The organism is Streptomyces sp. NPDC000983 (assembly GCF_040299205.1).
Lineage (GTDB): Bacteria > Actinomycetota > Actinomycetes > Streptomycetales > Streptomycetaceae > Streptomyces.
Window position 1 is genome coordinate 201,683 of record NZ_JBEPBM010000012.1, and the last position, 13,453, is coordinate 215,135.

The following is a 13,453-nucleotide window of genomic DNA, read 5'->3' on the forward strand; positions in this document are numbered from 1 at the left end:
GTCCGAGTTCGCTGTGGCGGATGCCGAGGTTGTTGAGGGAGTGGGCGAGGTTGGGGAGGTGTGCGGGGTTGGTTTTGGCGAGGGTGCGGTAGAGCTGGACGGCTTCTTCGGTTGGGGGGAGTGCGTCGTTGGGGCGTCCGAGGTTGCTGTGTGAGATGCCGAGGTTGTTGAGGGAGCTGGCGAGGTTGGGGAGGTGTGCGGGGTTGGTTGCGGCGAGGGCGCGATGTAGTTGGACGGCTTCTTCGGTTGGGGGGAGTGCGTGGTCGGGGTGTCCGAGTTCGCTGTGGCGGATGCCGAGGTTGTTGAGGGAGTGGGCGAGGTTGGGGAGGTGTGCGGGGTTGGTTGTGGCGAGGGTGCGGTAGAGCTGGACGGCTTCTTCGGTTGGGGGGAGTGCGTCGTTGGGGCGTCCGAGGTTGCTGTGTGAGATGCCGAGGTTGTTGAGGGAGCTGGCGAGGTTGGGGAGGTGTGCGGGGTTGGTTGCGGCGAGGGCGCGGTAGAGCTGGACGGCTTCTTCGGTTGGGGGGAGTGCGCGGTCGGGGCGTCCGAGTTCGCCGTGTGAGATGCCGAGGTTGTTGAGGGACATGGCGAGGTTGGGGAGGTGTGCGGGGTTGGTTGTGGCGAGGGTGCGGTAGAGCTGGACGGCTTCTTCGGTCGGGGGGAGTGCGTGGTCGGGGCGTCCGAGGTTGCTGTGTGAGATGCCGAGGTTGTTGAGGGAGCTGGCGAGGTTGGGGAGGTGTGCGGGGTTGGTTGCGGCGAGGGCGCGCCGTAGTTGGACGGCTTCTTCGGTTGGGGGGAGTGCGTGGTCGGGGCGTCCGAGTTCGCTGTGGCGGACGCCGAGGTTGTTGAGGGACATGGCGAGGTCGGGGAGGTGTGCGGGGTTGGTTTTGGCGAGGGTGCGGTAGAGCTGGACGGCTTCTTCGGTTGGGGGGAGTGCGTGGTCGGGGTGTCCGAGTTCGCTGTGGCGGATGCCGAGGTTGTTGAGGGAGTGGGCGAGGTTGGGGAGGTGTGCGGGGTTGGTTGTGGCGAGGGTGCGGTAGAGCTGGACGGCTTCTTCGGTCGGGGGGAGTGCGTGGTCGGGGCGTCCGAGGTTGCTGTGTGAGATGCCGAGGTTGTTGAGGGACATGGCGAGGTCGGGGAGGTGTGCGGGGTTGGTTTTGGCGAGGGTGCGGTAGAGCTGGACGGCTTCTTCGGTTGGGGGGAGCGCGCCGTTGGGGCGTCCGAGTTCGCTGTGGCGGATGCCGAGGTTGTTGAGGGAGTGGGCGAGGTTGGGGAGGTGTGCGGGGTTGGTTTTGGCGAGGGTGCCGTAGAGCTGGACGGCTTCTTCGGTCGGGGGGAGCGCGTCGTTGGGGCGTCCGAGGTTGCTGTATGAGACGCCGAGGTGAATGAGGGAACCGGCGAGAGCAGGTGCGTAGGCCACGCTGGCGTCGGCCAGCTTCCGATAGATGCTCGCAGCCTTCTCGACCGGTGCTAGCGCCTCGGTTTCCCTGCCCCAGTGCTGGAAGCGACGACCGATCAATCCCGCAGCCGCGCCCACATCAGCCACCAGCGCAGCACTCTCCTCCGCCAGCGACTCCAGGAAGCTCAGGCCCTCCAGCCCCGCATCCGCAGCATGCCGCCATGCGTAGAGCCACAAATAGGACGGACCCTCAGCCGCAACCCCCGCCGCAAGATGCCCCCGATAAAGCCCCAACAACACCCCCGCCACCACCACCGCCCGAGGATTGAACACCTCCTCCGCCGCCCCCCGGAACGCCGGCCGCAGATGATCGGCGAGGCTCTGATGCGCCATCCGATAGACGGCGACACCCCCCTCCCCGTCCTGCACGACGTGCCGTCCGAGGTTCTCCAGGACCCACCCGATGTCCTCCCGGGTGACCTCCGTACCCTCCGGAGCCTCCACGCCCGCGACCGCGAGCCACTCCTGTTCCGGGAAGCCGGCCCCGTACGCCCAAGTCAGCGCCCGGAGAAGGGACTTGGCCACCACAGCCCGCTCCGTCGAGATCGACGCCAGGTCCGCGTCCAGCGCCTCCTCCACCGAGTAGCTGACCTTCTCCTCCCACCCCTGCGCCGACGTGTCGACGGGCACCGCCGTCAACTGGTCCGCCACCAACCGGGCCAGGAGGAAGGTGTGTTGGACGTCCTCCGCGTCCTCCCCGAAGAGATGCCGCGCCACCACCCCCGTGTCCATCCGCCGGTCCACGTCGCTCAGCCGCAGCCGCACATAGTCCCGGAGGTCGACCAGGCCCCGCCGCGCGACCTCCGCGTCGTCGAGGTCGAGGCCCGCCCCCTTTGGCGCCAGTGTGTCGACCAGGCCCGGCCCCTCCTCCCCGCGAGGCACGTCCCGCGTCGACACGATCACCACCGCGTGCGCGGCGAGCCGTAGCAGCAGATCGTCGGCGACCTTGAAGGCCTCGGTGCGGGCCTCGTCCAGCCCGTCCAGCACCAGGACCGGGGGATCGGCCCCGTCCTCGACGGCCCGCTGCACCTCGCCCACCAGCTCGCTGGCGTTCCGGCGGGCGTCCCGGGCCGTCAGCAGACCGATCCGGACCAGTTGCTCCGCGAGATGATCAGCGGCCAGGTCCGCCGTGAGCCCGCGCGCGTGAACGTGCGCCGACACCGACCGCTCGTCCGGCACCTCGTGGCTCCAGGTGTGCCCGTCCCGCCGTAGCCGATCCCGTTCCTCCGGGTTGGACAGGCTCACCACCCGCCCCAGGATCGCCGACTTCCCCGTGCCCGCCGACCCCGTGACGACGTACAGCCCGCGTTGCCGCTCGCGGACCCACCCCACCACCCGGTTCACTTCCTCCGTGCGCCCCGTGAACCACGACTGTTCGTCCAGCCGGGCCCCGCTCCGCGCCGCCCGCAGCAGATGCTCGACCACCTGTTCCGGCGCCCCCGCCCGGTACAGAGGGTTCGGGAACATCCACCAGGCGCTGCCCCGCGACCGGAAGTCCGGCGTCTGCCCGTCCCCGTCCCACTCCTTCAGCACCGCGTCGCAGACGTCGTCGCCGCGGATGTACTCGTTGTGCGCCGACCACCGCATGCGCAGTACGGGAAGATCCGGCCCCGACTCCAGGACCTTGCGTAACCGCTCCCCGAACAGTCCGTCCCGGGCCGTCTCCGGCGGCAGGCAGGACGTGACGACGCCGACCCACACCCGTTCCGCGGACTCGGTCTCCCGCATGATCTCCGTCGCCAGGGCCTCCGCGGAGAGCCCGTCGCCCGAGAAACAGGTGTCGAAGACGAAGAGGAGCTGGTTCGCGCCCGACTCCGCGCAGGGGAGCACGACGTCCACCAGCGGGACGCCGTCGCTGGCGAACGGGCCGCTGTCCGCGCCGAGCAGCCGCAGCCCGCCCGCCGCCGGCAGGCTTCCGTGTCCGCTCCACGCCACCACCAGCGCGCTGTCCGCCGGCATGGTCCCCCGGAGTGCGCGCAGGTGGTCCCGGGCCTCGGCCTCCGTCGGATTCCGCAGGGGTTCGCCCTCGAACCGCGCCCCCAGCAGTTCGGCCAGCTTCTCCACGTCCGGTACGGCCTGCTCCAGCGGCTCGTGCGCGTCCGACGTGTACTTTCCGATGCCGATTCCGGCCAGACGTCCCTTGAACACCCCGTACCCCCCGAGCGGTTCCAAACAGGGCGCCAGTATCCGTCCGGGGTCCGTGTCACGGAGGGGAAACCCCTGAGTTTCAGCGCGGTGCACGCAGGACCATTGCCCGGTGTTTCCGACCTTGAGTAGCCTGTGTTCGTCATTCCGATCGGCTGTTGAAATTTCGAACACAGCCTTACAGATATCTAAGGGAGGGGGCCGCAAGTGGGACGCCTCGTACCTGCCGTGACCCGGGCTCTCGACATTCTCGAGCTCTTCCTCGACGGGGACGGCACGCTCTCCGCCCCCGACATCGTGCGCAAGCTCCAGCTCCCGCGCACCACCGTGCACGAACTCGTCACCACGCTCGCCGCGCGGTCCTACATCGTCCCGGTGCCGGGGCAGCCGGGCCGCTACCGGCTCGGTGTGCGGCCGTACCAGCTCGGCAGCCGGTACGCCGAGCAGCTCGACCTCGCCGCCGAGGGCCAGCAGGTGGCCCGCTCGGTCGCCGAGACCTGTGACGAGACCGTACACGTCGCGATCCTCGAAGGCACCGACGTCATCTACATTGCCAAGGTCGACTCCACGCACGCCGTGCGGATGGTGTCGGCGGCCGGCCGCCGGCTGCCCGCGCACTGCACGTCCGTCGGCAAGATGCTGCTGGCGTCCCTGCCGGAGCCGGAGCTCAGCTCGCGCGTCCCGGACGGTGCCGAGCTGGTCGCGATGACCCCGAACAGCATCACCGACCCGGTCGCCCTGCGCGAGGCCCTCAACGAGATCCGGCAGCGGCAGATCGCCGTGGAGAGCCGTGAGTCCAACCCGGACGTCTCCTGCGTGGCCGCGCCGGTACGGGACCGGGCGGGCCGGGTCGTCGCCGCGCTCTCCATCTCGGTGCCGATGATCCGCTGGAGCGATGAGCGCCAGACGGAGCTGGAGCAGCTCGCCGCGAAGGGCGCCGCCGAGTTGTCCGAGCGCCTCGGGCACCGGAGCGTGGCATGACGACGGCGTACGAGGTGGCGGTACGGGCCGAGGCGACCCTCGGCGAGGGCCCGACCTGGGACGCGGCCACCGGACGGCTGCTCTGGATCGACATCCTGGGCGCCCGCGTCCACTCCTACGACCCGTCCACGGGACGTAGGACCGTCCGCACGACCGAGCAGCACGTCGGAGCGGTGAAGCCCCGCGCGGGCGGCGGCCTCGTCCTCAACCTCCGGGACGGTGTCGCGCTCCTCGACCCCGACGACACGTTCTCCTGGCTGCATCGCGAGGTCGTTCCGGGGCGCCGGGCGAACGACGCGGCCGTCGCTCCGGACGGCTCGCTGTGGGCGGGCACCATGCGCTACGACGAGGCGCCCGGGGGCGGCACGCTCTCGCGGATCACCGGGGACGGTGCCGTCGACGTGATCCTCGACGACGTCGCCGTCAGCAACGGCACCGGGTGGAGCCCCGACGGGCGGCGCATGTACTACATCGACTCGCCGACCCGCCGCGTCGACGTCTTCGACTTCGAGGACGGCCGGCCCGTCAATCGCCGCCCCCTGGTCGAGATCGAGGACGGCGCCGGCTTCCCGGACGGCCTCACGGTCGACGCCGACGGCTGCGTGTGGGTGGCCCTGTGGGACGGCGCCGCGGTACGCCGCTACACCCCCGCCGGCACCCTGGACCGGGAGATCCCCCTCCCCACCCCCCGCATCACAGCCTGCACCTTCGGCGGCCCCGACCTGACGGACCTGTACATCACGACAGCCCGAGTAGGCCTGGAATCCCCCCACCCCACAGCAGGCTCCCTCCTGGTAATCCCCGCCGCAGGCAAGGGCCACCCCCAACCCCCCTTCACCGGCTGACCCCAACCCACCCAGGGGCGCGGGGAACTGCGCGACCAGCCCCCACCGACCCGCACCCGACCCCCTGGGGTCATGGGACCCTCAACAATCCGACCCAGGCCAACCCATCCCACCCAGGGGCGCGGAGAACTGCGCGCTCAACCCCCACAACCCGCACCCGCACCCAACTACTGCAACCCCGCCCGCTTCAACTCGTCCCCCGTCAACGGCGGCCCACTCAACGGCGCCTTGAGCGGCCCGCGCACCGCAGCGACCAACATGCCCGGCGTCAGCAGAACCCCCGCCCCCTTCTCCAGCGACATCACATCCGTCACGGCCCGAGCAACACGCCCGTTCCCCGTGGCGGTATACGTGAGCCGGTCGACATACGCCGCCACCAGCCGCTCCGCCCGCGTGGGCCCCGCCTCGGCCGCACCGGGGTAGAACACGTCCATCCCGATCGCCAGATCCCACGCGGCCCGGGCCGGCCGGGCCACCGCCTTCTGCACCCGCCGGGCGAGCCCGGGCGCACCCCACCCGAACGCCTCCACGGTGTCCCGCAGCGCCAGCGCACCCTGCGCGGCCGCCGACATCCCGTGCCCGTAGATCGGGTTGAACGCGGCCAGCGCGTCCCCGACGACGACGAAGTTCTCCGGCCAGGCGGACATCCGCTCGTACAGGTGCCGCCGGTTGGCCGTCGTACGGGTGAAGGCGACCTCGGTCTGCGGCTCGGCCCGAGCCATCAGCTCGGACAGGATCGGGTGGCGCAGCTCCTCGCGGGCGTACGCGTCGAACTCGGCGGTATCGGCGCTGGGTTCACCCCCGCGCGTACCGAACAGGGTCACCAGCCAGCGGCCGTTCTCGATCGGCAGCAGCACCCCGCCCTTGCCGGGGCCGCCACTGCGCGGCGCGGGCTGCACGTTGACGACGGGGAACCCGTCCCGGGCCGCCTCGGGGGCGAGGTAGACGCGGCTGGCGTAGGCCACACCGGAGTCGACCTCACGTATCTCCGGCCGCGGCAGACCGAGTTCGGACAGCCAGTGCGGAGTGCGGGAGCCGCGCCCGGTGGCGTCGACGACGAGACCGGCGCCGAGGACCCGCTCCTCGCCGTCGGACGAGCGCAGCCGCACCCCGGTGACCGAGGCGCCCGTACCGTCGAGGCCCAACACCTCGGTCCGCTCCACCAGTTCGACGTTGTCGTCGGCGAGCACCTGCGCCCGTACGGTCGCGTCGAGCAGGTCCCGGCTGCACAGCAGCATGAAGTGGGACTCGGCCCAGCGCCGGTACCAGCCGCGGGGGGAGAGGCCGACCATGTCGGTGGTGATGGGCAGGCGGTGGGCGCCCGCCTCCCGCAGCCGTGCGGTGACGCCCGGCAGCAGGTCCTCCATGGCGTGCGCGCCGCCGGACCACAACTGGTGGACGTGGCGGGCCTGGGGCAGGCCCTTGCGGGGCTCCGGGCCGGCGGGCAGGACGTCGCGTTCGACGAGCGTGACGCGGACGCCGACGGACGAGAGCGCGCGGGCGGTGAGCATCCCGGCGACGGAGCCGCCGAGCACTACGGCGGTGGCACTGCGATCACTCATGGACGGCTTGCTCCTGAACGTCTCTCATCTGAACGTCACTCATCGACGACTGGTTCTTCGCCAAAATGGCGCGAATGCGGTACGAACTGCTGCACGAACTACAACACGCGAACCCGACATGGGGTACCCCTCGGCGCTGAGGACATCGGCGGAAGCGGGCGGGTGATCGGGCGAGGGCCGGGCGGACACACAGGAACGACGGCCGTCAGGACGCGGATGCCATGGAGGGCGCCTCCGTAGGACCGCCCCGGACCGCCTGAAGCAGTTCGGGCCGGCGCAGCGCCCGCGACACCGCGCCGATCTCCCGGAGGAGTTCGGTGGTGTCCGGATCGCCCGTCCCCTCGCTCTCCGGCGACCGCCGTTTGACCTCGACGGCGTCCTGGATCGCGACCGCGGCGGCCAGCGCCCGGGCCCGGTCGGGGTTGAAGCCGAGACCGAGCGCGCGGTCGTAGGCGCGCTGCCGGGTGTCCTCGTCGAGGTGGCGGGCGAGGGGGAGCAGGATGTCGCGGATGAAGGTCTCCCGGCGGATCAGCCGCAGTTCGGGCGTGGCGCGCAGCACGAAGGGGACGCGGTTGCCGCTGACCGTGCGCATGAGCAGGTACAGCGGCCGCAGTTCGCGGTGGGCGAGCCGGACGCGCCAGCGGTCGTGGAGGTACTGGCCGGCGTGCGGGAGGATGAAGCCGACCGCGATCAGGATGGCGGAGACGGCGGCGACCGGCGGGGCCAGGTCGGTGCTGAGCCAGTCGAGGTCGTTGCCGGTCCAACGGGCCACCACCGCGGTGAGTTTGGCGCCGTCGAAGATCAGGTTCACCACGTAGCCGGCGCCCAGCAGTTTCAGTCCCCAGCGCAGCCAGGCGTCGAGGCCGTCGGTGCGCACCCAGTTCCAGATCAGCCGTGAGGTGATGAGGACGGCCACGGTGTGGGCGAGGAGGTAGAGGACGATCTCCTCGCGCATGAACGGGGTGTTGGCGTAGTAGGTGTCCAGGTCCTTGAGGCGTTCCACGGGCGCGTCGGCGAGGGCGAACAGCACCCACAGCGCGACGATCACGCCGGAGTAGACGGAGACCAGCCAGCGCATCGCGCGGCGTGTGGCGGCACTGCGGTCGGACAGCCCGTTGCGCCAGGCGACGATCAGCAACAGGCAGGAGCCGCAGAACGCGGTGAGCAGCGAGTAGCACCAGGGCGCGGAGATGTTGGGGACGCCGACGAAGGCGTTGACCCGGGCGATCGTCGAGGGCGAGCAGAAGACGAACACCGCGCAGGCGAGCAGCAGCAGGCCGCCGACGGCTCGGAGCAGGGGGTCACGCCAGAGCCTGACGATGGTGGGCAGTTTGATCGCCAGGGCGGCGGCGAGCACCGCGGTGGGGATCCAGAAGGAGATGTAGAAGTCGCTGAGCAGGGCGGAGGGGTCCAGCGCGTACGTCATCGTCGCTGTCCTCCGCGTCCGCGGTAGCCGAGGGAGCGCTGGAGCGGGTCGAGCGGGGCCGGGGGTGCGGCGGGGTCGTTCAGGTAGGCGCGGAAGGTGGCCGCGAGCCGGTGGCCGAAGTCGTCCGCGTCGGCCTCGTCCCGCTCCCGGGAGCCGTTGCGGGCGGCGACGCCGAGCGCGATGTCCTGCCACTCGGGCCGTTCGGCGAGGGCGTCGACGGCGGCGGCGCCGGCCAGGTGGGGGTGCCGGTGTCCCGCGTGCAGGTGCCACAACTCATGTCCGAGGATGACGAGTTGCTGGATGTCCTCGGCGCGTTCCTCGACGATGACGAGGTCGAAGTCCTGGAACTCCACCCAGAGTCCGGTGACTTCGATCTCGTCGGGGAACCGCTCGAAGCGCAGTTCTACGGGCCGTCCGCCGCGCCGGCGGCTCATCTCGGCGCACAGGGCCGCGCACAGCTCGCGTACGTCGGCCGGCCGGTGGCCGCCGGTGCCTACGGCGGTGGCGAGTTCGGCCGCCAGTGCGCGCATCGAGAGGCCGCCGCGCGGGCGTCGCCGCAGCGCCGCCGCGATCCGGGCCGCCCTCCTGCGAGCGCCCGCGACATCCATCCGTCCCCCTTCGTCTCGCCGCCGTCCCGGTGCGGTCCGGCGGGCCGTTCGAGAGTACGCGGACGGGAGTGTCCGCGTCATGCGCTCAGGCGACCGTCGTTCAAGCGGGAACGACCGTTCGCGGACGTCCGCGGCCTGAAGGGCCCCTGAAATTCCTGCGCAACCCATTGACGCGCAAGCGCTTCAACTTTACGGTCCCGGTTCGAAGTTACGAGCGTCATTCGATATTCCGAACATGCCGTGTGTTCGGATCACATGCACAAGAGAGCACCAACAGGTACAAGAACACGCACATCCACTCTTCAACAGTTAGGGCAGGGCATGGGACGACCTGGCCTGAGTCGCAGGCAACTCCTGGCCGGAGCAGGCGGGTTGGCCGTCGCCGGAAGCTTCGGCTTCGCGGCGCTCGGCACCGGGGCCGACGCGCTCGCCTCCGGCGCGGACACCCGGGTGCGCTACTGGAACCTCTTCAGTGGCGGCGACGGCTACAACATGATCGCGATGCTGGACGCCTTCCGCGCGGCGAACCCGGCCATCGACGTCAAGGACTCCACCCTCCAGTGGGGCAACCCCTTCTACACCAAGCTCGCCATGGCGGCCGCGGGCAACCGCGCGCCCGACCTCGGCGTGATGCACATGGGCCGGGTCACCGGCTTCTCACCCGGCCGCCTCCTGGACCCCTGGGACGTGGACCGGCTCGCCGAATTCGGTGTCAGGGAGGCCGACTTCAACCCCGCGCTGTGGAAGCGCGGCGTCATCGACGGCGAGCTCTACGCCCTGCCCCTCGACATCCACGTCCAGCTCTGCTTCTACCGCAGGGACCTGCTGAAGCCGGCGGGCCTGATCGGTGACGACGGCAAACTCGTCCCCGTCACCTCCACCACCGAGTGGTTCGAGGTGCTGAAGGAGGCCAAGAAGGTCACCAAGGACGGCCTGCAGACCATCGGCCTGTGGAGCCAGGACCAGAACTTCCAGTGGTGGTTCTTCGTCGCCTTCTACACCCAGCTTGGCGGCACCTGGTTCGACGACGCCAACACCGAGGTCACCTTCGACGCCGACAAGGCCACCCAGGTCCTGGAGTTCCTGCGGCAGCACGTCACCGACGGCTACACCATCCCCGGCGCCCCCACCGGCGAGCAGTTCATCAACGGCGCCCCCTTCACCTGGGAGGGCAACTGGTCGGTGCCGGTCTTCTCCGGCGCGAAACTCGACTACGGCGCCACCCCGCTGCCGCCCGTCTTCGGCGAGCAGGCCACGCACGCCGAGTCGCACGCCTTCGTCCTGCCCCACCAGGCCGGCCGGGGCGGCGCCGCGAACGACGGCGCCCACCGGCTCGCCGCCTACATCGTCCGGAACGCCCAGGCCTGGGCCGGCGGCGGCCACATCCCCGCCTACACCCCGACCCTGTCCACGCCCGAGTACCAGGAGCTCGCACCGCAGAACGAGTACGTCGGCGCCATGGACCACCAGGCCACCGAGCCCAAGGTGTGGTTCGCCGGCTCCACCGGCGTCCTCGCCCAGGACCTCGGCCCGGTCGTCGTCTCCTCGACCATGGGCTCCGCCGAACCCGCCGCCGTCGCCCGGCGGATGAAGTCCCGGCTCACCGCGCTCCTCGCCTCCCGCAACCCGATGGACGGCAGGACCGCCGCCGAGGGAGGTGCCGTCGCATGACCACCAGCGCCGAGACCGTCGTCGTACCGGCCCGGGCCAGGACCGCCACGGCCACCGGGACCGTCCGCCGCGACCAGGGCTTCCAGCACGGGGGCTGGTTCGTCGCCCCGTTCCTGCTGCTCTTCGCACTGTTCGTGATCTGGCCGCTGCTGCGCGGCGTCTACCTCAGTTTCACCGACGCCAACATCTCCGGCGACGGCGCCGGCTTCGTCGGCCTCGACAACTACCGCGAGGCCCTGGACGACGCGGCGATGTGGGACGCCCTCGGGCACAGCGCGTACTTCACGCTGCTGGTCGTCCCCTGCATCACCGTCCTCGCCTTCCTGCTGGCGATGCTCGCCCACCACATCGAGCGCGGGAAATGGCTGTGGCGGCTGTGCTTCTTCGCGCCCTTCCTGCTGCCCTCCACCGTCGCCGCCAACATGTGGCAGTGGCTGTTCACCCAGGGCATCGGCCTGTTCAACGAGACCTTCGGGCTCGACACGCCCTGGCTCACCGACAAGTCGTACGCCATGCTCGCGATCGTCATCACCACCCTGTGGTGGACGGTCGGCTTCAGCTTCCTGCTCTACCTCGCCGCCCTCCAGGGCATCCCGGCCCATCTGTACGAGGCCGCCAAGCTGGACGGTGCCAACGCCTGGCACCGCATGCTCCACATCACCCTGCCGATGCTGCGCCACATCACCGGACTGGTCATCGCGCTCCAGATCCTCGCCTCGCTGCAACTCTTCGACCAGGCCGTGGTGATGATGGACTTCGGCCCCGGACCCGAGCTCAGCACCCGCTCGTTCGTCCAGTACACCCTCGAACAGGGCTTCACCAGCTACCGCGTGGGCTACGCCTCCGCGATGTCCGTCATCTTCTTCGTGATCATCGCAGTCGTCGCGCTGGGTCGGATGTGGCTGCTGCGCAACCGTGCGGAGGCCACCCGATGAGCAGCACCGAGATACGGCTCAAGCCGCGCCGTCCCTGGACCCCCGGCCAGATCGTCCTCACCCTGATCGGCGCCGCCGTCTCCTGCGTCTTCATGGCGCCGATCGCCGCCGCCCTGCTCACCTCCTTCAAGTCCGAGGCGGAGGCCGCCGAGATCCCTCCGCACTGGCTGCCCGAGGCATGGACCGGTCAGGCGTGGAAGGCCCTGTTCGAGACCGGCAACATCACCAACTGGTTCGTGAACTCCCTGGTGGTGTCGGTCTGCGTCACCACCGTCGTGCTGGTCGTCAGCGCCCTCGCCGGATACGGCTTCGCCCGTACCGAGTTCCGCGGCAAGAACGTGCTGCTGGGCCTGGTGATGGCCGGCCTGATGATCTCCCCGGCGGTGCTCGGCGTCCCGCTGTTCACCACGGTCCAGCAGATGGGGATGGTCGACACCTACTGGGGCATGATCCTGCCGCAGTGCGCGCCCGCCGCGATGGTCTACATCCTCTACAAGTTCTTCCAGGGCGTCCCGCGCGAGCTGGAGGAGGCCGCGTTCATCGACGGCGCGGGCCGCTGGCGGGTCTTCTTCACCATCGTCGTCCCGCTGGCCCGGCCCTCCCTCGCGGCGGTGGGCATCTTCACCTTCATCGCGTCGTGGAACAACTTCCTGTGGCCGTACATGGTCACCAACAACCCCGACCTGATGACGATGCCGAACGGCATCGCGACCGTCATGAACTCCTACGGCATCCAGTGGGCCCAGCTGATGGCCGGCGGCCTGATGGCGGGCCTGCCCCTGATCGTGGTGTTCGTCTTCTTCCAGCGGCAGATCGTGGCCGGCGTCGCCCACACCGGATTGGCGGGACAGTGACCCTGCGCAGAACCCTCACCGCCGTCACGACGGCGGCCCTCATGGCCCTCCTCCCCAACACCGCCCAGGCGGCCGGGACTTACCCCGACCCGCGCCCCATCACCGGCCAGCGGATCATCCACGACCCGACCGTCATCCACCTCAAGTCCGGCGGCTACGCGGCCTATTCGACGGGCGGCGTCATCGGCGCCCGCCTTTCCAAGGACGGCAGGCAGTGGGACGACGCGGGCAACGCCTTCGCCGAACCGCCGAGCTGGTGGTACGAGTACAACGACACGGGCGACCCCTGGGCCCCGGACATCTTCTACCGGGCGGGCCGGTACTGGCTCTACTACGCCGTCTCCTCCTGGGGCACCAACCACTCCGCGATCGGCGTCGCCACCTCCCGCACCGGCCTCCCCGGCACCTGGACCGACCACGGCAAGGTCTTCACCTCCGAGACCACCGACCACTGGAACGCCATCGACCCCGCCCTGATCAAGGCGGACGGCAAGCTGTGGATGTCCTTCGGCTCGTACTGGACGGGCATCCGCATGGTCGAACTGAACGAGAGGACCGGCAAGGCGGTGACCGGAGCCACGGTCCATCACCTGGCCACCCGCCCGGACCTCCCGTACGCGGTGGAGGGCCCCTACATCGTCAAACACGGCCGCCACTACTACCTCTTCGCCTCCTACGACGCCTGCTGCTCGGGCGTGAACTCCACCTACAAGATCAAGGTGGGCCGCTCGACGGACATCAGGGGCCCGTACGTCGACAGCCGGGGCAAGCCGATGCTGGAGGGCGGCGGCGACCTGGTCCTGGAGGGCCACGGCCGCTTCCTCGGCACGGGCGGCCAGTCGGTCTTCCAGGACAAGGGCAAGGACTGGCTGGCCTACCACTACTACGACGCCGAGGACAACGGCACCCCGAAGCTGGGCCTGAACAGACTGAGCTGGAAGGCAGACGGCTGGCCCATCGTGGCTTAGGG

General features: G+C 70.2%; 10 protein-coding genes. 6 read left to right on the forward strand and 4 right to left on the reverse strand.

The genetic code is table 11. The features are described 5' to 3' along the window. A partial coding sequence (locus ABT296_RS16715) for a tetratricopeptide repeat protein (RefSeq protein WP_351927796.1) occupies nt 1-3,604 on the reverse strand: 3,604 nt, incomplete at its 3' end. Between the two features lie 204 nt (nt 3,605-3,808). Between ABT296_RS16715 and ABT296_RS16720 the strand changes: the two genes are divergently transcribed. Both ABT296_RS16720 and ABT296_RS16725 read left to right on the forward strand, forming a co-directional pair. After that, nucleotides 3,809-4,582, forward strand: a complete 774-nt coding sequence (locus ABT296_RS16720) for an IclR family transcriptional regulator (protein WP_351927798.1) — start codon at nt 3,809-3,811, stop codon at nt 4,580-4,582. Then, nucleotides 4,579-5,427, forward strand: coding sequence for an SMP-30/gluconolactonase/LRE family protein (locus ABT296_RS16725; protein ID WP_351927800.1), 849 nt, complete (start codon nt 4,579-4,581; stop codon nt 5,425-5,427). Before ABT296_RS16720 ends, ABT296_RS16725 begins: the two co-directional genes overlap by 4 nt. A gap of 167 nt (nt 5,428-5,594) precedes the next feature. On the opposite strand, the gene ABT296_RS16730 is transcribed toward ABT296_RS16725, so the two are convergent. The 3 genes from ABT296_RS16730 to ABT296_RS16740 form a co-directional block, all read right to left on the reverse strand. Then, a complete protein-coding gene (locus ABT296_RS16730) occupies nt 5,595-6,989 on the reverse strand; it encodes an FAD-dependent oxidoreductase (RefSeq protein WP_351927802.1) in 1,395 nt (464 codons plus the stop codon). A gap of 205 nt (nt 6,990-7,194) precedes the next feature. Continuing rightward, on the reverse strand, nt 7,195-8,415 hold the full coding sequence (locus ABT296_RS16735; RefSeq protein ID WP_351927803.1) for an MAB_1171c family putative transporter: 1,221 nt from the start codon (nt 8,413-8,415) through the stop codon (nt 7,195-7,197). After that, nucleotides 8,412-9,023, reverse strand: coding sequence for a toxin-antitoxin system, toxin component family protein (locus tag ABT296_RS16740; protein WP_351927805.1), 612 nt, complete (start codon nt 9,021-9,023; stop codon nt 8,412-8,414). Before ABT296_RS16740 ends, ABT296_RS16735 begins: the two co-directional genes overlap by 4 nt. A gap of 321 nt (nt 9,024-9,344) precedes the next feature. Here ABT296_RS16740 and ABT296_RS16745 point away from each other — a divergent pair, with 321 nt between their 5' ends. The 4 genes from ABT296_RS16745 to ABT296_RS16760 are packed head-to-tail and all read left to right on the forward strand — an operon-like array spanning nt 9,345 to nt 13,451. Continuing rightward, a complete protein-coding gene (locus ABT296_RS16745; RefSeq protein WP_351927807.1) occupies nt 9,345-10,694 on the forward strand; it encodes an extracellular solute-binding protein in 1,350 nt (449 codons plus the stop codon). Next, entirely contained in the window at nt 10,691-11,629 is a 939-nt protein-coding gene (locus ABT296_RS16750; RefSeq protein WP_351927809.1) for a carbohydrate ABC transporter permease, read from the forward strand. The genes ABT296_RS16745 and ABT296_RS16750 overlap by 4 nt, the downstream gene beginning before the upstream one ends. Further along, a complete protein-coding gene (locus ABT296_RS16755) occupies nt 11,626-12,483 on the forward strand; it encodes a carbohydrate ABC transporter permease (protein WP_351927811.1) in 858 nt (285 codons plus the stop codon). Before ABT296_RS16750 ends, ABT296_RS16755 begins: the two co-directional genes overlap by 4 nt. Next, nucleotides 12,480-13,451 (forward strand): arabinan endo-1,5-alpha-L-arabinosidase, encoded by a 972-nt coding sequence (locus tag ABT296_RS16760; protein ID WP_502977264.1) that lies wholly within the window; start codon nt 12,480-12,482, stop codon nt 13,449-13,451. The genes ABT296_RS16755 and ABT296_RS16760 overlap by 4 nt, the downstream gene beginning before the upstream one ends. The last annotated feature ends 2 nt before the right edge of the window (nt 13,452-13,453 follow it).